We start from the raw sequence: 17,783 nt of genomic DNA, 5'->3' as shown, positions 1-17,783 counted from the left end.
GAGATGGAGCAGAAGGATCTGGACGGCTACACCGACCGCAGCGTGGCAGCCTTTAAGGCGGCATTGAGCGTTGCGAAGACGGTTGCCGCGGATGCAAATGCAGACGAACAGGCGGTTGCAAAGGCATATACCAACCTGGAAGCTGCCGCGAATAACCTGGTCAAGGCGGAGAAGCCGAGCACGGGTAACAACAGCGGCAAGGGCAGCACGTCTGCCAATGCTGGCAACGCATATGGCGCAGCGGGCGTGGTATCCGCAGCGCAGGGCGTGACCAGCCAGAAGGCGTATGTGGTTTCCGACACGACGGTCAACTTCAATCTGAAGAGAGGCAGCGCATACTGCTTCAAGATGACGGTAGTCAACGGCAACGCCATGACGCCGGGCTTTACCGTCGGCAATGGTGAAGTGCTGAAGACGCAGTTCGTGGCGAAGATCGGCAACGACTACTATTACAGAGTCTATGCGATCGGCACGCCGGGCCAGAGCACGGGCGTTTACACCACCCTGCCGGGCCAGAACGCGGTCAAGCATTGCACAGTTACGATTGCGTAATCGTGGACGAGACATCGAGATAAGAGGGAAGGCTTTTCCCTAATAAACAGCAAGGACCCAATCCTGGAGCTCCCGGGATTGGGTCCTTCTGTATTTGATGCTTCTATTTCCCACATGTGGTGGGACTGCGATGGTTGCCTTTATGAAGATTCTTGCCTTGCTTCTGTAGGGCTTCCCCTATGGAGCAGAAAGCAAACTCTTTTCCGTTTGCTTTCTTAGGGAACGCCGTAGGCGAGAGAGGCACTTTGTGCCCGCCGTAGGCGCGAAAAGACGCTGTGCGTCCGCGTCCTGACCGGAGGTCCGCGAAAAGACGCCGCGCGTCCGTGTGCCTGCGAAGGATGCTTTGCAGATTGTTTAAGCTTCATCGGGATGGTATGCGATGATGTCCGCAATATCGCATTCTAAAATACAGCAGAGTGTGTCCAGCGTCTTGAGCGTAATGTTTCTACCGTGTTTCATCCGGTGCAGGGTGTTCGCAGAAAAACCGAAATTGTAAATGAGCTGGTATTCCGTGATGTTTTTTCGAAACAGGGTCTGATAAAAGGGCTCATAGCTGATCATAAAATGCACCTCTGCTAGACCCTATCCTACCATACTCAATAGATTGACTATACCTAATATATTGAGTATAATGAAGATAAATAGAGACTATACAACACGTTTTAAGTCGATTTTAATCACAGATAAAAAAATCGGAACTATACAGAACCGGGTTTTTCATCAGGGGCTCAACCAGTTAGCAAACGAAGATGGTTAGAAGGCATGTATGGATGTACGGAACTTCTCTTACATATTTGCCTCTCAAAATATAAAACGAAAACAACATAGCGCAGGAGGACGTTTCGCCAGAAAAAATTGCCCATGGGAAACGGGCTCCTAAAAAGGTGTGCCAAAAAGTAGTCTGTCCACTCCTTTATTTAAAATCCCCCAAAGCGTCCGCTCAAAAATGGAAATTGCTCCGGCCGTTTGTGCGGGATGAAAGGCTGATGAATGGAACCTCCCCTGCGGGCGTCTGTAACCGGAAAATAAAAAAGGCGTTTCATAGGCCCGTCCGTCCATCAACGCGGTCGAGTACCGTATGAAACAGCCTTTGTTTCTATATACAATTTTTTGCTTTCTCATTTTTGGTGCAATTTCTGTTATTAGACCGTCATAGCTCCAGCCATTTTGCAAGTTGCAGGAGTACATGGGCCTGTTCCCCGTCGAGCTTCCGGACGGAAGCGATCAACTCCCGCTCATATGCAGAAGGATAGAGGACTTCCCGGTCTTCGTTAAAAAATTCCGGCAATGTTACCCCCAGTGCGTTGAGCAACCTTTCCAAAATCGCAACGGACGGTTGCGTGGACCCCTTCTCAATCGAATGAATATGGTTTTCCGATACACCCGTCTCTTTGGATAAGGCATAAACGCTCTTGCCTTTGCCTTCGCGTAGATTTTTGAAGCTTATGCCAATATCCATTTTTCGCCTCCAAATGCATTTTATGATACTCTATTATTATAGTATGAAAGGGACCCAAAATTAATACATATAGTGTTTAGGAAAATACAACTATATAGATGTGCTATTGAAGTGATTTTTCTTCACAAAAAATAAGGGGCGTTTATTATGATGAATCTAAATGAAGCACTTCGCATGTTGCGGCATCGCGCAGGATTGACCCAGAAACAGCTGGCCGATATGCTCGAACTGGACCGGTCCAGCTATACCTACTATGAAACCGGAAAAAGTACCCCAACCGTCCCGGCGTTCAAACGGATTTCCGACCTCTACGGCGTCTCCATGGACACCATGATGGGCGAAAGCCAGGAATCCCTGGTGCGGGCGATGGATGCCTCGCATCGGATGAAGGTGCTGGAGGAGGGCGGCCCAAGGGTCCGAAGGATCCTCTTGCAGGCGCATGGATTGGAACGCGAGGAAATGCGGGAGCTCGTTTGCGCGGTGCGGAATCTCTGGGAAAGCCGTTGACACATGGGGGCGGGTGTTGCGCTTTGCCGGGAAAACAGATATAATAATACCCACGGCAACCGGCGTTTGCGCCGGAAACGATTTCGATAAGAGAAGGGGTTCACATCCATGAAGTTGGGTATTGGCGTTCAAACGCTGGATTCCATATCTCTATACCTCTCTATAAACGCCGCTAAAGCCTGATACAGCGCGGTTTTACGCAAAACCAACCAAATTATAACTTCATATTTCTCTATGCAGTCTCACGCGGAAATGGCGTAAAAATGGCGTAGAGGAATCGGCTGTTTTGCAGATGAAAAGAGCACTACTACTTTTAGAAAACACAAGATGAGCACGGCCTATACAAATGGGTCGTGCTCATCTTTTTCATACGGTCAAATGGTTCCGTGCTTACTTGTCATCGCTATTGGCGGGATTCTGACGAAAATCTTCCCGAACGCCTTCGTTCAGATCAAAGCACATGGTTTTCGCGTCAGCAACCCAGAAACCGCGAACGCGGTACCGCTTGCCCGGAACCCAATCCTCGCCCGTGGCGGCGCGGAGCGGTTCCAGCAAATTCTTGCTGGAAATCGTCACAACGCCCTTCTGTTCGCCCCTCGGCTTGGAGAACTTAAAGCCCTTCGGCTCGTTGCTCTTGCACATATGGATTGCAAACACCTTTGCCTTGGCATCCAGCAGGCACAGCACATAGGCGGGATAACCCAGATCCTCCAGCACCTTCTTGCTGAAGGTGACACCGCTCTGGTTGAGGTACATATCCGGGTAAGCGTTGATGTTGGAGTCAATCGTTTCAAAATTCAGAGAAGAAAAATCAAAATTCATTGTAAAAATCCTTTCATTTCGTGTTATCCTGTGTGTCATCGACAATTTTCATAAATTCCTGCCGTTCAGCAGGAGACCACCGGGAATCAAGAATCAAATACCCTTTGAACAGGCCATCTTTGACGCGGTGAGCGACAAATCGATTGCTCAGGAAACGCAGTTTCGCCTTATGGGGTGAAGTGTGCCGCTCAGACAGCAGCTTTTGCACTTTCAGCCAGTCCTCTTTTTTGATAATTGCTGTATGGTGATTTTCCTTGAAGTACATATTCAGGTCTGTATTTTTCACAGACTTGTGGGTGCGGAAATCCTTGGTATAGGTTTTCTGCATCAAGGTATCACCACAGTATTTTTCGTTTCGGAGGATGCTGCGGACAGTACCGGCAGACCAGCTATCGTTGCCCATAGGGGATTTAATCCCCTGTTCGGTCAGTGCAGCCGCAATCTCAGACGGCGTTCCCCCTTCCAAGCAGCTCTCGTAGATGTACTCAACAATCCTCGCCTCGGTCGGTTCAATGACCAACCGGCCAAAGTGGTCGCGGTAGAACCCCAGCGTATTCTGTACAGAGAATTTGTAAATCCCCTCCGCCATGCGCCAGCGAATCCCCGCTTTGATGGCCTCGCTTTTCTGCTGGGACTCCATTTCGGCCAGCGCAGACAGAAGGACGATCAGCAGATTGTTTTTCCCATCGCCTGTGTAGGTGATGTGCTCCGTCTCAAATTCCACCGAGACAGGAGGATTCAGCGCAGAAAGAACATTCAGGTTGTCCAATATATCCACAATATTGCGGCCAAAGCGGCTGATGCTCTTGGTAAGGATCAGATCGATTTTGCCGTCCACCGCATCGGCAATCATTTTTTGAAAGCCAAAGCGCTTTTTGACGGTCGTGGCACTGATGCCCTCGTCCTGATAGATTTCCACCAGCTCCCAGTCGGGATTGCTTTCAATCCGCTGGGTAAAATGCCGGACCTGCATATCAAAACTGCCAACCTGTTCTTCTTCCTGTGTGCTGACGCGGCAGTACGCCGCAACACGCAGTTTTGGGCACTCTTGCTGTACTTCCTGCAACTTTTTAGGGGAAATCACAATCACGCCGTTGCTGCGCTGATTTTCCGCAATTTCGTCCTGCATGAGCTTCCGCCGCTGTTCCCTGCGCTCGGCACGGCTGCTAAACTGACGGGCCGATTCTATCTTCTTGGGGTCAAGCGGTTTTGCCATATCCTGCCTCCATCGAATTTACAGCCTTTTTCTTGTGCTGCATGGGTATGCCACCTCCTTTGCGCAAATTTGTCTTTTCACCTGTATCGCCTCCCTGTGCGTTTATTTATGACAAGCCCACCGGGACGAATCCCGGTAGGGTAGTCACCATAAGAAAAAGGCAGCAGATTTCTCTGCTGCCCCATCAGAAAATATGAGATGCGGTTATTCACTTATTATAGGGCTTCGACTGTCTCCACAAACTGTCCCATGCTCACCGCTCCGTGTGGCAGATTTTCTTCATCCCGGAACACCATGTAATATCGGTACTGGTTTCCTGCCGCATTCCGCCAAGCCGCACCCAGTTCAATTTTCTCGCGGCTGTCGTCGTTTTTCAGGTGTTCGCCCTTGGTTTCGGCAAGGATGATCTTACCGCTCTTGGTCATAATCATAATGTCCGGGTAGTGGTTGAAGTATCCGTTGATGGCAAACCCATGCCGGGCGATATTCCGATGCCACCACAGAACATTGGGAATGGCCGTCAGTCGCTTCACCAAATCCTGTTCCAGCGCGTTCATGTCCTCCTCGGCCTCATAGAGCGACCTTCCGTAAATCGCCGTACTGCTCGTGGGGTGGATTGCCGATGGCAGGCGGTAGGACGGTTCGCACACGATTTTGCCCCGGTCAAGCCATGTAAAGAAAGTCTCCTTATAGTGCTGATCCAGCAGAGTCTCGATTTTAGCTCGGATTTTTGCGGCAAAGCCCAGCGGGGCTTTTTCCATCGCGGCAAGCTGTTCCCGATCCATCCCGTCCACAATGAGATTGACATAGGCGCGCAAATCGCTGCCATCCACCATGTTCAGCTTGTCCAACTGGTGAATCATCATGTCCTTGCACTGGCGCACGCGGCTTTCCGGGGGTAAACTGCTGAAATACTCCTTGAAATACCGCTGGTCGGCAGCTTCCATCTGGTAAGCCCTCGGCACACTGCGGCCAGTTTCCACATCGACTTTGACGATCTCATCGTCCGCTGCGGCAAAATCAATGTCGTATGCCTTGCCTTTCAGGGTGAAGCCGTCTGCAAGCATTTCCTTGCTCAACAGCACCTTATCCCCATCGGTAAACAGGGATTGCGGAATCACTTGAAAGAACTGTGGGATCAGCAGCCCGTCCACGCTTTCCCGGTACTGAGGGATGATATGGAATGTGTTCACTTTGTCCCGTACCTCCCACGGCAGAGCGGCTGCAAACGGGTCGTTGTCCGCGCCCTGCACCGCCTGATTGTATGCGTCGCCCGCCTGCTGGGCCTCAGCAAGCATACTGTCCGCTTTCGGGGCGGATTCCGGCGAATTTTCGCTCTCTCTGCGCCGTTGCAGCTCTGCCCCGATGGATTTCCCGTCCAGCCCAGCAAAATCCTCCTGCGGGGCTTCCGGCTCGATGATCGGAAGCTGCTCCGGTACTGGTGCGGGCTTAACCGGTTCTGCCGTCTCTGCAAGGCGGTAATCCCGGTCGCTGAACCCGGCGCTGTTCAGACCACGGATGATCTGCTGGACCGTGTCGTTAAAGTCGTTGGAAGAAGTCAGAACATAGGACATATTCAGGGCCTTTGCCCTGTGCTCCACAGTATAGGGCAGGCGCAAAATACGCCCTAAAATCTGCTCCACATCCACCTGACTGGTTTTGTTGGCAAGGGAAGCCAGAATATAGGCAAAGGGACAGTCCCAGCCCTCTTTCAGCGCGTTTACCGTGATGATGTACCGCACCGGACAGTCCGGGGACAACAAGTCCACATTTTTCAGCTCATTCACATCGGCGGTGCGGATGGCAATATGTTCGGCGGGAATCCCGGTGTTCATCAGCTCCGCCCGCAGTTTTTCAAAAGTGGTCGCATCCTCCTTGCCCTTTGGTTGGGCTTGGAACAGGGCGATGGGGCGTATGTACTTTCCGCCATTTTGATATTCTGCCGCTGCGATTTCTTCCAGCCTGTCCCGCAGGTCGATTGTATCCATCAGCACTTCTGCCTGACTGTCCCGGTTATAGACGATCACCGGCAGCTTGACCATGTGCTCCGCCTTAAGCTGCACCGCGTCCACATAGGAGATGATGTTGCTGCGTTTCTTGGGGGTGGCGGTCAGATCCAGCACAAAGCAGGGGTTGAAATTGGCGAGCATCTCAATGCTCAGCTCCGACCGGGCGTGGTGACTCTCGTCCACGACCACCAGCGGGTTGAGCTGATTGATGACCTGAAACAGTGCCGTCTCGTCCGCCTTCTCAATGGGATTTTCCGGTGCGCCCAGCACCTTGGCAAAGGCGGCAAGGTTGCTGTTCTCCTGATAGGCTTTCAATCCCTCCTTGCCCCGCCCACGGAAGGAATCGTAGGACAGCACCATAATGGAGAGCTGCTCGGTAACGGCGGTGGGGTTGAAGTTCTGTCCGTTCAAAAGCTCCTGTTTGGTGTAGACCTCCACACGCCCGCCAAAATCCACATCGATTTTCTGGCGGTATGGGTGGCGCGGGTCTTTTAGGGCTTTGACGGTCTGCGTTAGAATTGCATCGGACGGCACCAGCCACACCACCGCTTTTGTCTTGGTAAACGGCAGCGCGTCAAACATGGGCCGGACAGCGTTGCAGGCAAGAAAGGTTTTCCCGCCACCGGTGGGCACCTTGAAGCAGAGGTTAGGAACGCCGGGCAATACATCCTGATAGATGCCCAGCGTGGGCGCGCCCTTCTCCTGCCAAAAGAGGCGGAAGGAGGCGATATAATCCTTGGTTTCGCCCAGCAATTCCAGATAGCGGTTCAAATCGGCGATGACCTGCCGCTGATAGGTTTTCAGTTCCATGTATGTCGCCTCCTTATAACCGGCTGATGTCGCGGGGGATTTTCTTGAAAACAATCCCCATCTGCGACAGCTTATCGTCACTGATGGAACAGCGGTCGGCGTAAATTACGGTGCCGCCTGCTTTTTCGGTGACGGTAGCCAAGAAATCATAGTCCAGCACCGTGATCCGTTGCGGCTCATAGTAGAAGTAATAGCCGGTGTCGTTGTGCTGGCCGAGGTAATAGGGGTTGTCCCCGGCGGCGGGCGTGTAGGGTGTCTTGGTCTCCATGAACCAGATGTACTCCCGGATTTTTTCTGGCTCTACGGCTTCGTTCAAGTTTTCGCCGATGAGCAGCGAATCGCCTAGCTCGTAGTAACTGAAACTGCCGCCGGTGCCCTCCACGGCGTTCTTGCCCTCACCGTAGCCACGGATGACCCGGCGCACCCGCTCGGCAGTGATGCTGTCGGCGTAGTCCTCCATCTCTACCAAGATGAATTTGCGGTGCCCGCCGTCGGCCTTGTTCATGTTGAGGACGGCGTGGGCGGTGGTACCGGAACCGGCGAAGGAGTCAAGGATGACGGAATCCTTTGATGTGGCAATTTGAATAATGCGCTGTACTAAACGCACAGGTTTAGGATAGTCAAAAGCTGTCGGGGTCGAAAATATCTTAGAAATTTCTTTTGTGGCTTCTTGTGTGTGCCCAACACTCTTGTTGTCCCACCAAGTCCAAACATTTTTTCCTTCGCGCTCAGATAGATAAGTTTTTCTGCGAGGGATTCCCATCCCATCAGCACCAAACCATATACGCCCGTCATCACGCTGTTTGATAAATTCACTTTCAATATTTTTCCAGCATCGACCTTCAGGAGGTGTATATCTGGCTCCACCAGGAGTTACAATTTCATACATTTGATTTGGTCTATATCCTTGCGCTGTAAAGTCACTGGAAGCCCACGGACCTCGCGGGTCATTGTCAGGATTCTTATAATTCGCAGCATCTTCTTCGCTTAAAGCAACTTTATTGATAGCACTCGTCAAAAAAGCAATATTTTTACTGTAAGCACAGATATATTCATGCGCTGTACTAACTAATTTACGCATATCGGGAGATGTACGCTTTTGCCAGATGAATTGTGCCAAGAAGTTATGCTCGCCAAAAATCTCGTTGCATATCATGCGTAAGCTGACTTGCTCACGATCATCTATGCTAATAAAGACAACACCATCCTCCGCCAGCAGTTTTTGCAGCAATTTCAGCCGGGGGTACATCATGCACAGCCACTTATCGTGGCGGGTCAGATCCTCGCCTTCTTTGCCTACCACTTCGCCCAGCCACTTCTTGATTTTCGGGTCGTTCACATTGTCGTTATACACCCAACCTTCGTTGCCGGTGTTATAGGGAGGATCAATGTAAATGCACTTCACCCGGCCCTCATACCGGGGCAGCAGGGCCTTCAGTGCGTCCAGATTGTCCCCGTGGATGATCATATTCTCACTGCCGTTGTCCTCGGTGTGCTGGCCATTCTCGTCAAAGCTGTATTGGCGTTCCAACACCCGGAAGGGCACCTCCTGATGATGGTTGATGACCTTCTCTTTTCCAATCCATTCCAATGTGGGCATGGGTCGTTCCTCCCTGTCGCTGTTGTCGCAAAAGACCTTTCCCGTATCGGGAGGGCCGTATTTTGTCTAATCGAACCCGAACCGTGTTGCGGGCATCTTAATTTCGAGTGCAGTTCACTGTCAGCCAACCAGCGTTTTCAGCACATCTATGATCTGGCTATACTCAATGTGGGCGGCGTAGGCAAATTGCTTGCGGTACTTCTCCCACATGGATTTGAGTTCTCGGCTGGTTTCAATGTTGTGCAAAATGGCAGGCACATCCGCAATCTGCCGGGCGGTGCCGCGATGGGCTGCGGTGGCGTTTAACGCTTCGGCGAACACGGCCTTATCAAATTTCTGCGTGGTCGCCAGTATGTACGCATCGTAAAAATCTCTGGGGCGGGTATTGAACACACCCCGCCGCAGGATAGTTTCTACCTTCTCCGCCATGACGGTTTCGATGTTGTATGCCCACAGCTCGTAGGATTTTTCGTCATCGAAAATTTCTGAAAATTGGTACTGCACCGCATGAGGCGTGATAGCGTCCCCAGTGGACACATCGATGCTCAGCGGGGTAATCAGCGTGTCAAAATGGGCGTTCAGCATCACACGGTAGCCGCCGTAAATGTCATCCTCCCGGATAGGCGAGATTTTCCCCACCTTAAAGGTCACGCCGTCGTCAAAGGAAACGGCGGCCACCTGCTCCAATGCGTTGCGGATAGCCTCCGGGGTTAGGGGCAGATTTTTCAGCGTTGTGTCCAAATCCATCGTTGCCCGGTTATCCAGCCCCACGATAGCCGCCACCAGCATCCCGCCTTTCAACACAAACTTGTCTTTGTATGCGGAGGCCGCAAGGCGGACAAGCAGACGCTCGAACATATAGTTCTGCAAAATGACCTGTGCCGGGATATTTTTCTGTTTGGCGATGTTGCGGATTTTCGCTTTCAGGCTCATAGCATTGCTCACAGTAGCACCTCCAAATATTGACGCAGAACGCCCGACACCCGCATCTGCCGGGCATATTCATCCAGCCGGTTCAAGTCCTTTTTGGGGCTGACAGCGTATTGTTTCAGCGCCGATAAAAAAGTTTCCGTCCCAATCTTATTGCGACTGCGGATCACATCGCAGATGGTGCGTTCCAGATCATAGCAGGGAACGGGATTCCCGGCGGGGGTTTGCAACATTGTTTTGCCCAGCTCGAACAGCTCCGGCTTGATGTAGTACACCTTGCACTCCGCCTTGATAGCCGCAGACGGAATGCAGCCAGAGGGCGCAGTTACGGTGTGCTCAAAGGGTGTCCGGTCGGAAATTCCGTGAAGAAACAGCGCCGTCTCGTGGGAAAAAATAATGTTTTTCGACCGGCGGCTGATGGACAGTAATTCGTCCTGCATATCCTCCGGGAGAACATATTGCCCCTTGACGATGCGGTGAATCTTTTCCGCCTTGCACAGCTTGTAGAGCATCGCCTTGGAAATGCCGTGCTGCGCCGCTGTTTTCGTTTCGATGATGCCGCCGTTTTTATTCGCAATCGCGGCCAGTTCCGCCATATAGTCCATCCGCTCACCTCGCAATAACAACCTGATAATAGTATATCCAAAATCACGATGATAGTCAACAACGACAGCAAAACCATACACATAAAACCGGATTTAATATTATGATAGTAGTCAACATTCTTGCATAAAATCAACGGGGTTTGGGTATTCCCAACAAGAACAAATGGGCAGACTGGCCGACAGGCCGGAGCACACATTTCGCCGCTGTGTACGGACAGCGGCTGTGCTTGCTGTTCTCTGAAATCTCATATCCGCAGATCACGATGCTTCCGCTTTTTCCAAGGCCGGGAGCATTTTTATTTTTAAGCAGACCCCTGTTTTTCTCGGAGAAAATGTCCGTTGTAAATTGAAAAGTTTTTTGGGGAGATCCCCCCCAATTCACAAAAAATTGTCCGTTGTAAAGTAGGAGGTGGTATTCGGTTCCAAAATATTACTTTTGCCCTACCCGCTAATAGGCGCAAAAAATGTCCGTTGTAAAGTGAAAGGAAATTTTTCCTGAGCGGGTACCAAGTTTTTGCTCGAAACTGTCCGTTGGAATATGAGAGGGAATATTTTTTCGGGTGCCCCCCAATCCGTAAAAATTTGTCCGTTGTAGTTTGAAGGAGGCGAATATCCAATGGCTGAACGCACAAGGCCGATCCGCATCGAGTTCTGTGTCACCGAGCAGGAGCGTCAGCTTATCCAAAGCAAGATGGCTCAGCTCGGTACTAAGAACATGGGCGCATATCTCAGAAAAATGGCAATCGACGGCTACATCATCAAAGTGGATTACACCCAGCAGAAAAAGCTGGCCGCAGCCGTAAGCCGGGCTGCCAGCAATATCAACCAGATTTGCCGCCGGATTAACAGCTCCGGGCATCTCTACGCTGAGGATGTTGCGGAGCTGAAAGAACGGCAAGTCGAGATTTGGTCGCTGCTCAAAGAAAACCAGCGAAAGGAATTGTAATGACAGGAGGCCGTTATGCCGCGTATGAGTAAAAAGCGAAAAGAAGAATGGGCGTTCTTTCTGAATGACCGCAGGCGCATCGCCTATAACGCCCTTTGCCGCAGGTGCGTTCACAACTGCAAGCAAAGTTTCCGTGCAATGGTGATTGTCTGCCCGCATTACCACTCCAAACGATCCCACCGCCCGCCTTAATTTCCCTTTGCCGGAAAAAGGAAGTGATGCACCATCTACTACAAAACCAACACCCCGCTGCCGCCTTTCGTGCCGTTGCCTCGGTTTATCCTTCGGGGAGAATACTCAATCAATGCCAAACTGCTCTATGCCATTCTTCTAGGGCGCACACAGCTCTCCCAGAAATCCGGCTGGGTGTCGGAGGATGGGGATGTCTATGTGATCTATACCATCCGGCAGATAGCGAATGACCTGAACCGGAGCGAGCGAACGGTCAAGGCTGCATTGGCCGAGTTGGAGAATGCGGGACTAATTATCCGCGTCCGGCAGGGCTGGAACCGGGCAAACCGTATTTTCCTGCAACTGCCCGATGAGGTGCAGCTTTCTTCCCGTCCAGAGGGCAAGTTCTGCCCAATGGATGGGCTGGAATCTTCCCCTTGTATGGGGCAAAATTTGCCCATAAGTAAGAAAGAGAAGAAGAAAACAGATTCCAGTCAGAACAACAGGAGGGAGAACGCCCGCCGCTGTTTTGGGCAGTATCAGAATGTTTTTCTTTTGGACAGTGAACTGGCTGAACTGCAATCGACATATCCAGACCAGTATGAGGACTACATCAACCGGCTGTCGGCCTATATGGCATCCAGCGGAAAGCACTATGCCAACCATTACGCTACAATCCGCAAGTGGCTGGACGAGGACAGCAAACCGAAGCCCGGTAAAAATTACGACTATACAGAGACCTATGAGGAAGGAGAATGTCTGTGAATGTGAACCCGATTATGGCTGCAATCGTTGAGGCAGCAGAGACCCTAAACACCGCCCCGGATGATTACATCAACCCGGATGACGGGCTGAAATACTGCGGCAAGTGCCACACGCCCAAAGAAGCCTATTTTCCCGAACAGTACCGCAAAAACGGGTTGGACAAGCATCCGGTTGCCTGTAAATGCGCGGTTGAGGAACGGGCGCGGCGCGAAGCAGAACAGCGGGAGCTGGAACGGCTGAACCGGATTGCCATGCTCCGCTCCGAAGCGTTCCGGGACATTCCCGCCGCCGGATGGCGGTTTGAAAATGCCGAAGTGATGACCCCACAGCTTGTGAAAGCAAGAAGATATTCCGAAAACTGGGAGGCTTTCCGCCAAGATGGAACCGGGCTGCTTCTGTTCGGCAATGTAGGCACCGGAAAATCCTATGCGGCAGGCTGCATTGCCAACGCCCTGATTGAGAAAATGGTTTCCGTCCTGTTTGTCGGGCTGTCTGATGTGGTGAACCGGATGCAGGGCAATTTCGGAGCGGACCGGGATGCCTACCTGAAAATGCTGATGCGCCCGGAGCTGCTGATTTTGGATGACCTGGGCGCGGAACGGAACACCAGCTTCGGCAAGGAGCGCGTATTTGATGTGGTCAATAAGCGGCTTCTGACCGGCAAACCGATGATTGTCACCACCAACATCCCGCTCTCCGTGATGCAGAAAGCTGCCGACCTGGACGAGCGCCGTATCTACGACAGGGTTTTGGAGGTTTACGTCCCCATCAAGTTTAACGGTGAGAATTTCCGAAAAGGCAATGCTGCGGAAAATGTGAAACGGGCGGCGAAAATTTTGAACCAGGAAAATTGATGAACTTCTATTCTACGAAAGGGGCAATCACATGGATAATTCCATCGGCAAGGTACCGATCCACCTGAAAATGACGCTCACGGCAAAGGAAGCCGCCGAGTACAGCAATATCGGAATCAATAAAATTGACAGTATGCTGCGTTCGCCAAACTGCCCGTTTGTGCTTTTTGTGGGTAGCAAGAAATTGGTGAAGCGCAAAGAGTTTGAACAGTACATCAGTCAGGCGCTCGTGATCTGACATAGCATTTGAAAAATTCGCGGAGAAGCCTTGAGGAAAAGAGCACCATGCGCTATACTATATAGTGTAGTAGTATGCTCTTTTCTTCTCTGCGGGAAAGGAGCTCGTCCATGGGAAAGAATCTCAAGGGAAAAGACTGCGGTAAGGGTATCTACCAAAGAAAGGACGGATTGTATAGCGCACGATTTGTTGATAGAGCCGGGAAGCGGCATGAGAAGTATTTTCAGACGCTGCCCGAGGCGCGGAACTGGATTGAGGACGCAAAGTACGCCGATAAGCATGACGATGTGTTTGTCGCTACCGATACGACGGTTGATGAGTGGTTCAATTTCTGGATTGAAAATATTGTCGGGGATCTGGCTCCCAACACGCTCAGAAATTACCGGGAACGCTATGCCCGCAATATTCAGCCGGTGATCGGAAAGATGCTGATCGCCAATGTAAAACTAATGCACTGCAAAAAGGTGTTTATCCAGATGGATGCGGATTACGCAGGTTCCACCATTCGTCAGGCATACATCACAATGGGGACAATGTTTAAGGCGGCGAAGATGAACGACCTGATTGCAAAGCACCCCATGGATGGCGTTCGGTTTACAAAGCCTGTTCGCGCTGTGGATGATATTCACTATCTGACGCGGGAGGAACAGCGCCTATTTCTCGAAACAGCACGGCGCTCCCACAATTATAACCAGTATGCGCTCATCCTCGAAACGGGATTGCGCACCGGGGAAATGATTGGCTTAACATGGGATGCCATCGACTTTGAGCGCCGAACGCTTACGATAAACAAAACCTTGGAGTTTCGTCACGCACAGAAAGTTTGGCGTGCCGGTCCTCCCAAAACGCAGCAGAGTTATCGCACCATTCCTTTGACGGATAAGGCGTATGACATTCTGAAAGAGGTGTGGGATAGCCGGAGCGGCAGAAAAGAATCCCCCCTGCTGTCGCAAACGCTGGAATATATGGACAGGCATACCGGCGTTACTTCCCGGCTTGTGATGCATGATCTGGTCTTTATCAACTGGCGCACAGGGGAACCGGCGAAAAACAGTTCCTATGATACCCACCTCTATAAGCTTTGCGATGAAGCGGGGATCAACCGTTTTTGTATGCACGCGCTGCGCCATACTTACGCAACCCGTGCGATTGAAAGCGGAATGCAGCCGAAAGTGCTGCAAAAGCTGCTGGGACACGCCAGCATCAAAACCACAATGGATCGGTATGTCCATGTAACCGATGAAACGCTGGATCAGGCGGTCAAGCAATTTCAGCTCAGCAGCGTATGTTGATATAACTTCATACAAGTCCATGCGTAAATGGCGTAAAAATGGCGTAGTAGCCAAAACGCCAAAGTGCGAAAAACCTTGTAAATACAGCATTTTTTAAGGAGATGTAGAGATATATGAAATTAGGAATCGTGGGTTTGCCGAACGTCGGCAAAAGCACCCTGTTTAACGCGATTACCAATGCGGGCGCACAGTCCGCAAACTATCCATTCTGCACCATTGAGCCGAATATCGGCGTGGTGGCGGTCCCCGACCAGCGGCTGGACAAGCTCGCGGAGATGTACCATCCGGAAAAATACACGCCCGCAACCATTGAATTTGTGGACATCGCCGGGCTGGTGCGCGGCGCCAGCAAGGGCGAGGGCCTGGGAAATAAGTTCCTCGCCAATATCCGCGAGGTGGACGCCATTGTGCATGTCGTGCGCTGCTTTGTCAACGACGACATCGTCCATGTCGAGGGAAGCATCGACCCGAAGCGCGATATTGAAACCATCAACCTGGAATTGATCCTCTCCGATATGGAGGTGCTCGACCGCCGCATCGAAAAGACGCAGAAGATGCTCAAGGCGGATAAGAAATACCAGGAGGAACTCGACTTTTTCAAGCGGGTCCGCGAAGCGCTGGACGAGGGCAAGTCCGCGCGCAGCGTGGAATGCACCCCGGAGGAGGCGGAGCTGCTCTCCACGGTGTCGCTGCTGACCAACAAGCCGGTCATCTATGCCGCCAATGTGAGCGAAAACGACTTCAAGGGCGGCATTGAGAACAACGCCTATTTCCACCAGGTGAAGGAGATTGCAGACAGCGAACACGCCGGCGTGCTGCCGATCTGCGCGGAAATCGAGGCGGAGATCGCGGGGATGGACCCGGAGGAGAAGGAGATGTTCCTTGCGGACATGGGCCTGCAGGAGTCCGGTCTGGACCGCCTCATCAACGCCTGCTATTCCCTCTTGGGATTGATTTCCTACTTGACCGCCGGGCAGCCGGAGGTGCGCGCCTGGACCATCAAGAAGGGCACGAAGGCGCCCCAGGCGGCCGGCAAGATCCACAGCGACTTTGAGCGCGGCTTTATCCGCGCGGAGGTTATTTCGTTTGACGACCTGATGGCGTGCGGCAGCATGGCCGCGGCAAAGGAGAAGGGCCTGGTCCGCTCCGAAGGAAAGGACTACGTGATGAAGGATGGGGACATCGTCCTGTTTCGGTTCAATGTCTAACCCAGGCAAAGGCGTGTGCTGCATCCGGCAGGCCCGGCCGGAGGATGCGGCCGTCCTCGCGGGGATCTATGCGCCCTATGTGCGGGACACCGCGATCACCTTTGAATACGATCCGCCGGACGCCGCGGAGTTTGCCCGGCGCATCCGGAAAACGCAGGAGCAATTCCCCTATCTGGTCTGCGAGGTGGACGGGAAGCCGCAGGCGTATGCATATGCGTCCCATTTCCACGAGCGCGCGGCGTTCCAGTGGGACGCGGAGCTGAGCGTCTACGTGGCCGCGTGTGCGCAGCAACGGGGGATTGGGCGGGCGCTGTATACCTGCCTGATCGCGTTCCTGCAAGAGCAGGGGTATTCCACCCTTTACGCGCTGATTACCGTGCCAAACGATAACAGCGAGCGGCTGCATGCGAAGCTGGGGTTTGAGCGGGCCGCCCTCTATCCCCGCACAGGCTACAAGTTTGGGCAGTGGCGGGATATGATCGTGATGGAAAAGCGGCTGTCGCCCCCCTTTGCTCCCCCAGAGCCGCCGCATGCGTTTTCCACCCTTCCGGCCGCATTTGTGGAAAACGTGCTGCGGGAAGAAGCCGCAAAATGCAACGCAAAAACAGAGGCCGGGAACCCGCAGCGGTAAAAGCGGTTTGGCTTTATAAAAAAGAGATGCAACCCCCTGCCAGAGGGAACATGCCCCTGGCAGGGGGTTGCTTGCTGTATGTGGGCCGCATAACGCTTCAAGCCCGGCCCTTTTTTTCGGGTTCCTCGGTGAAAACGAAGATGTCTTCCACTGTGGTGTGGAAAACCTTTGCGATGTCCATGGCCAGCTTCAGGGAGGGGTTGTACTGCCCCCGCTCCAAGCGCCCGATGGTCTCCCGCCGGACGTCCACCAGGCGCGCCAGCTCGCTCTGTTCCATATGGCGCTCCATGCGGAGCTCCCGGATCTTTGTCTTGAGCATGGTCAACCTCCAAAGCGTTCCAGCGCCAGGAACAGCGAGCTGCGCCCCAGCCAAAGCAGCACAAAGCCCAGGGCCAGGTCGTACGATGCAATCGCGAAGTCCCCGGCAAACACGGTGCACGCCAACACAACGCCCGCCAGGACATACAGCAGGTTGCAGATGATCGAGTTGGCTTGCCGCTCGTTTTTGACCGCGCGCTCATCCATCTTTTCCCGGGGAAGGAATGCCACCAGCAGGGTGCCAATGATGACCACGACGGCCACACAGAGGGCTGCCACGCGGAGCCAGGTAGGTTTTTCAAAGGGCCATTTTCCCAGCAGCAGGAAGCACAGGATCAGCGCGCCGCCCATGACGTCCAGCTGTTTGGCGCGGGTGATGGACAATTCCGGAAGTTTCATAGGGGATTCTCCTCTCCGTGTGATATATTTGTATCTTATGTGATAAATATATCACTTCAGTGCGGCATTGTCAAGCGCTATTTCGGATTTTATGGATGGGACAGTGGGCGGGGTATCTCTAACATTTGAATCGTTTTTTCACTTTAATAATTTGTATTCATGAATACATAAAAATGTCAGAAATAGATAGGGTTCCCTTTTAAAGCGGCAAAAACAATAAAAGTTATGCGAACAATTCATGAATTTTCAGTTGAAATATTGACAAGGGAGGGGAACTATGTTTTAATATGTTTACTAAGTTCATTGGAATAAGTATTAAATTGGTATTGCTTTACAATGGGATGAACGACCATTGCAAAGGCCGGAATCGCCTTCTTTCCGGCAAGGGTTTTGAAAGGGGGATGCAAGGAGAAGGCACGGTGGAAGAGAAAGGTTCCAATGGGGAACAAGG

At 52.1% G+C, this 17,783-nt stretch carries 20 protein-coding genes; 10 read left to right on the top strand and 10 right to left on the bottom strand.

Features of this window, described 5'->3' with window-relative positions; all coding sequences use genetic code 11:
- Nucleotides 1–552 (top strand): hypothetical protein (locus tag I2G69_RS12940; protein WP_195560901.1); only part of this gene is annotated, 552 nt, incomplete at its 5' end.
- 354 nt (nucleotides 553–906) lie between these two features.
- On the opposite strand, the gene I2G69_RS12935 is transcribed toward I2G69_RS12940, so the two are convergent.
- Both I2G69_RS12935 and I2G69_RS12930 read right to left on the bottom strand, forming a co-directional pair.
- The gene (locus I2G69_RS12935) at nucleotides 907–1,113 is read right to left on the bottom strand and encodes a helix-turn-helix domain-containing protein (RefSeq protein WP_087235003.1); all 207 of its coding nucleotides are present in this window, start codon (nucleotides 1,111–1,113) and stop codon (nucleotides 907–909) included.
- A gap of 589 nt (nucleotides 1,114–1,702) precedes the next feature.
- Nucleotides 1,703–2,011 (bottom strand): helix-turn-helix domain-containing protein, encoded by a 309-nt coding sequence (locus I2G69_RS12930; RefSeq protein WP_087235004.1) that lies wholly within the window; start codon nucleotides 2,009–2,011, stop codon nucleotides 1,703–1,705.
- A gap of 147 nt (nucleotides 2,012–2,158) precedes the next feature.
- Here I2G69_RS12930 and I2G69_RS12925 point away from each other — a divergent pair, with 147 nt between their 5' ends.
- Nucleotides 2,159–2,518: a helix-turn-helix domain-containing protein gene (locus I2G69_RS12925; protein ID WP_087235005.1), complete on the top strand. Its 360-nt coding sequence runs from the start codon at nucleotides 2,159–2,161 to the stop codon at nucleotides 2,516–2,518.
- Nucleotides 2,519–2,908: 390 nt separating this feature from the next.
- Here the strand turns inward: I2G69_RS12925 and I2G69_RS12920 are convergent, their stop codons facing one another.
- The 6 genes from I2G69_RS12920 to I2G69_RS12895 all read right to left on the bottom strand — a co-directional run bounded on the left by I2G69_RS12920 (nucleotide 2,909) and on the right by I2G69_RS12895 (nucleotide 10,510).
- Entirely contained in the window at nucleotides 2,909–3,340 is a 432-nt protein-coding gene (locus I2G69_RS12920; protein WP_195560900.1) for a hypothetical protein, read from the bottom strand.
- 13 nt (nucleotides 3,341–3,353) lie between these two features.
- The gene (locus I2G69_RS12915; protein WP_195560899.1) at nucleotides 3,354–4,556 is read right to left on the bottom strand and encodes a recombinase family protein; all 1,203 of its coding nucleotides are present in this window, start codon (nucleotides 4,554–4,556) and stop codon (nucleotides 3,354–3,356) included.
- Between the two features lie 215 nt (nucleotides 4,557–4,771).
- Complete coding sequence (locus I2G69_RS12910) at nucleotides 4,772–7,375, bottom strand: DEAD/DEAH box helicase (protein ID WP_195560898.1); 2,604 nt, start codon at nucleotides 7,373–7,375, stop codon at nucleotides 4,772–4,774.
- A 13-nt stretch (nucleotides 7,376–7,388) separates the two neighbouring features.
- Complete coding sequence (locus I2G69_RS12905; RefSeq protein ID WP_195560897.1) at nucleotides 7,389–8,975, bottom strand: site-specific DNA-methyltransferase; 1,587 nt, start codon at nucleotides 8,973–8,975, stop codon at nucleotides 7,389–7,391.
- Between the two features lie 120 nt (nucleotides 8,976–9,095).
- Nucleotides 9,096–9,920, bottom strand: a complete 825-nt coding sequence (locus tag I2G69_RS12900; RefSeq protein WP_330610168.1) for a nucleotidyl transferase AbiEii/AbiGii toxin family protein — start codon at nucleotides 9,918–9,920, stop codon at nucleotides 9,096–9,098.
- Complete coding sequence (locus tag I2G69_RS12895) at nucleotides 9,917–10,510, bottom strand: type IV toxin-antitoxin system AbiEi family antitoxin domain-containing protein (RefSeq protein WP_195560896.1); 594 nt, start codon at nucleotides 10,508–10,510, stop codon at nucleotides 9,917–9,919. Before I2G69_RS12895 ends, I2G69_RS12900 begins: the two co-directional genes overlap by 4 nt.
- A 616-nt stretch (nucleotides 10,511–11,126) precedes the next feature.
- On the opposite strand from I2G69_RS12895, the gene I2G69_RS12890 reads away from it, so the two are divergent.
- The 8 genes from I2G69_RS12890 to I2G69_RS12855 all read left to right on the top strand — a co-directional run bounded on the left by I2G69_RS12890 (nucleotide 11,127) and on the right by I2G69_RS12855 (nucleotide 16,615).
- A complete protein-coding gene (locus I2G69_RS12890) occupies nucleotides 11,127–11,456 on the top strand; it encodes a plasmid mobilization protein (protein WP_195560895.1) in 330 nt (109 codons plus the stop codon).
- Nucleotides 11,457–11,480: 24 nt separating this feature from the next.
- Nucleotides 11,481–11,648 carry a hypothetical protein gene (locus I2G69_RS12885; RefSeq protein WP_162611382.1) on the top strand — a complete coding sequence of 56 codons (168 nt, stop codon included), beginning with the start codon at nucleotides 11,481–11,483 and terminating at the stop codon, nucleotides 11,646–11,648.
- Nucleotides 11,649–11,717: 69 nt separating this feature from the next.
- On the top strand, nucleotides 11,718–12,392 hold the full coding sequence (locus I2G69_RS12880; RefSeq protein ID WP_195560894.1) for a replication initiator protein A: 675 nt from the start codon (nucleotides 11,718–11,720) through the stop codon (nucleotides 12,390–12,392).
- Complete coding sequence (locus I2G69_RS12875; protein WP_195560893.1) at nucleotides 12,383–13,246, top strand: ATP-binding protein; 864 nt, start codon at nucleotides 12,383–12,385, stop codon at nucleotides 13,244–13,246. Before I2G69_RS12880 ends, I2G69_RS12875 begins: the two co-directional genes overlap by 10 nt.
- Nucleotides 13,247–13,277: 31 nt before the next feature.
- The gene (locus tag I2G69_RS12870; RefSeq protein ID WP_195560892.1) at nucleotides 13,278–13,484 is read left to right on the top strand and encodes an excisionase; all 207 of its coding nucleotides are present in this window, start codon (nucleotides 13,278–13,280) and stop codon (nucleotides 13,482–13,484) included.
- A 110-nt stretch (nucleotides 13,485–13,594) separates the two neighbouring features.
- Nucleotides 13,595–14,776, top strand: coding sequence for a tyrosine-type recombinase/integrase (locus I2G69_RS12865; protein ID WP_195560891.1), 1,182 nt, complete (start codon nucleotides 13,595–13,597; stop codon nucleotides 14,774–14,776).
- 113 nt (nucleotides 14,777–14,889) lie between these two features.
- On the top strand, nucleotides 14,890–15,984 hold the full coding sequence (gene ychF, locus I2G69_RS12860; protein ID WP_087235045.1) for a redox-regulated ATPase YchF: 1,095 nt from the start codon (nucleotides 14,890–14,892) through the stop codon (nucleotides 15,982–15,984).
- A complete protein-coding gene (locus I2G69_RS12855) occupies nucleotides 15,977–16,615 on the top strand; it encodes a GNAT family N-acetyltransferase (protein ID WP_087235046.1) in 639 nt (212 codons plus the stop codon). Before ychF ends, I2G69_RS12855 begins: the two co-directional genes overlap by 8 nt.
- A 97-nt stretch (nucleotides 16,616–16,712) precedes the next feature.
- Here I2G69_RS12855 and I2G69_RS12850 read toward each other — a convergent pair whose 3' ends face one another.
- Entirely contained in the window at nucleotides 16,713–16,940 is a 228-nt protein-coding gene (locus I2G69_RS12850; RefSeq protein ID WP_442856132.1) for a helix-turn-helix transcriptional regulator, read from the bottom strand.
- Nucleotides 16,937–17,332 (bottom strand): hypothetical protein, encoded by a 396-nt coding sequence (locus tag I2G69_RS12845; protein WP_087235048.1) that lies wholly within the window; start codon nucleotides 17,330–17,332, stop codon nucleotides 16,937–16,939. The genes I2G69_RS12850 and I2G69_RS12845 overlap by 4 nt, the downstream gene beginning before the upstream one ends.
- Nucleotides 17,333–17,783: the final 451 nt, after the last annotated feature.

The sequence above is a fragment of the Anaeromassilibacillus sp. D41t1_190614_C2 genome, from assembly GCF_015558525.1.
In the GTDB taxonomy this organism is placed as follows: domain Bacteria; phylum Bacillota; class Clostridia; order Oscillospirales; family Acutalibacteraceae; genus Anaeromassilibacillus; species Anaeromassilibacillus stercoravium.
Note: the sequence above shows the minus strand (reverse complement) of the source record. Positions and strands in the feature narration are given on the sequence as shown.

Bases quoted from the DNA above. Each gene is read 5' to 3' on its own strand.
- I2G69_RS12905 (WP_195560897.1), bottom strand. From the start codon at position 8,975: ATGCCCACATTGGAATGGATTGGAAAAGAGAAGGTCATCAACCATCAT.
- I2G69_RS12865 (WP_195560891.1), top strand. From the start codon at position 13,595: ATGGGAAAGAATCTCAAGGGAAAAGACTGCGGTAAGGGTATCTACCAA.
- I2G69_RS12910 (WP_195560898.1), bottom strand. From the start codon at position 7,375: ATGGAACTGAAAACCTATCAGCGGCAGGTCATCGCCGATTTGAACCGC.
- I2G69_RS12855 (WP_087235046.1), top strand. From the start codon at position 15,977: ATGTCTAACCCAGGCAAAGGCGTGTGCTGCATCCGGCAGGCCCGGCCG.
- I2G69_RS12930 (WP_087235004.1), bottom strand. From the start codon at position 2,011: ATGGATATTGGCATAAGCTTCAAAAATCTACGCGAAGGCAAAGGCAAG.
- I2G69_RS12920 (WP_195560900.1), bottom strand. From the start codon at position 3,340: ATGAATTTTGATTTTTCTTCTCTGAATTTTGAAACGATTGACTCCAAC.
- I2G69_RS12895 (WP_195560896.1), bottom strand. From the start codon at position 10,510: ATGGACTATATGGCGGAACTGGCCGCGATTGCGAATAAAAACGGCGGC.
- I2G69_RS12890 (WP_195560895.1), top strand. From the start codon at position 11,127: ATGGCTGAACGCACAAGGCCGATCCGCATCGAGTTCTGTGTCACCGAG.
- I2G69_RS12885 (WP_162611382.1), top strand. From the start codon at position 11,481: ATGAGTAAAAAGCGAAAAGAAGAATGGGCGTTCTTTCTGAATGACCGC.
- ychF (WP_087235045.1), top strand. From the start codon at position 14,890: ATGAAATTAGGAATCGTGGGTTTGCCGAACGTCGGCAAAAGCACCCTG.
- I2G69_RS12870 (WP_195560892.1), top strand. From the start codon at position 13,278: ATGGATAATTCCATCGGCAAGGTACCGATCCACCTGAAAATGACGCTC.
- I2G69_RS12915 (WP_195560899.1), bottom strand. From the start codon at position 4,556: ATGGCAAAACCGCTTGACCCCAAGAAGATAGAATCGGCCCGTCAGTTT.
- I2G69_RS12845 (WP_087235048.1), bottom strand. From the start codon at position 17,332: ATGAAACTTCCGGAATTGTCCATCACCCGCGCCAAACAGCTGGACGTC.
- I2G69_RS12875 (WP_195560893.1), top strand. From the start codon at position 12,383: ATGTCTGTGAATGTGAACCCGATTATGGCTGCAATCGTTGAGGCAGCA.
- I2G69_RS12935 (WP_087235003.1), bottom strand. From the start codon at position 1,113: ATGATCAGCTATGAGCCCTTTTATCAGACCCTGTTTCGAAAAAACATC.
- I2G69_RS12925 (WP_087235005.1), top strand. From the start codon at position 2,159: ATGATGAATCTAAATGAAGCACTTCGCATGTTGCGGCATCGCGCAGGA.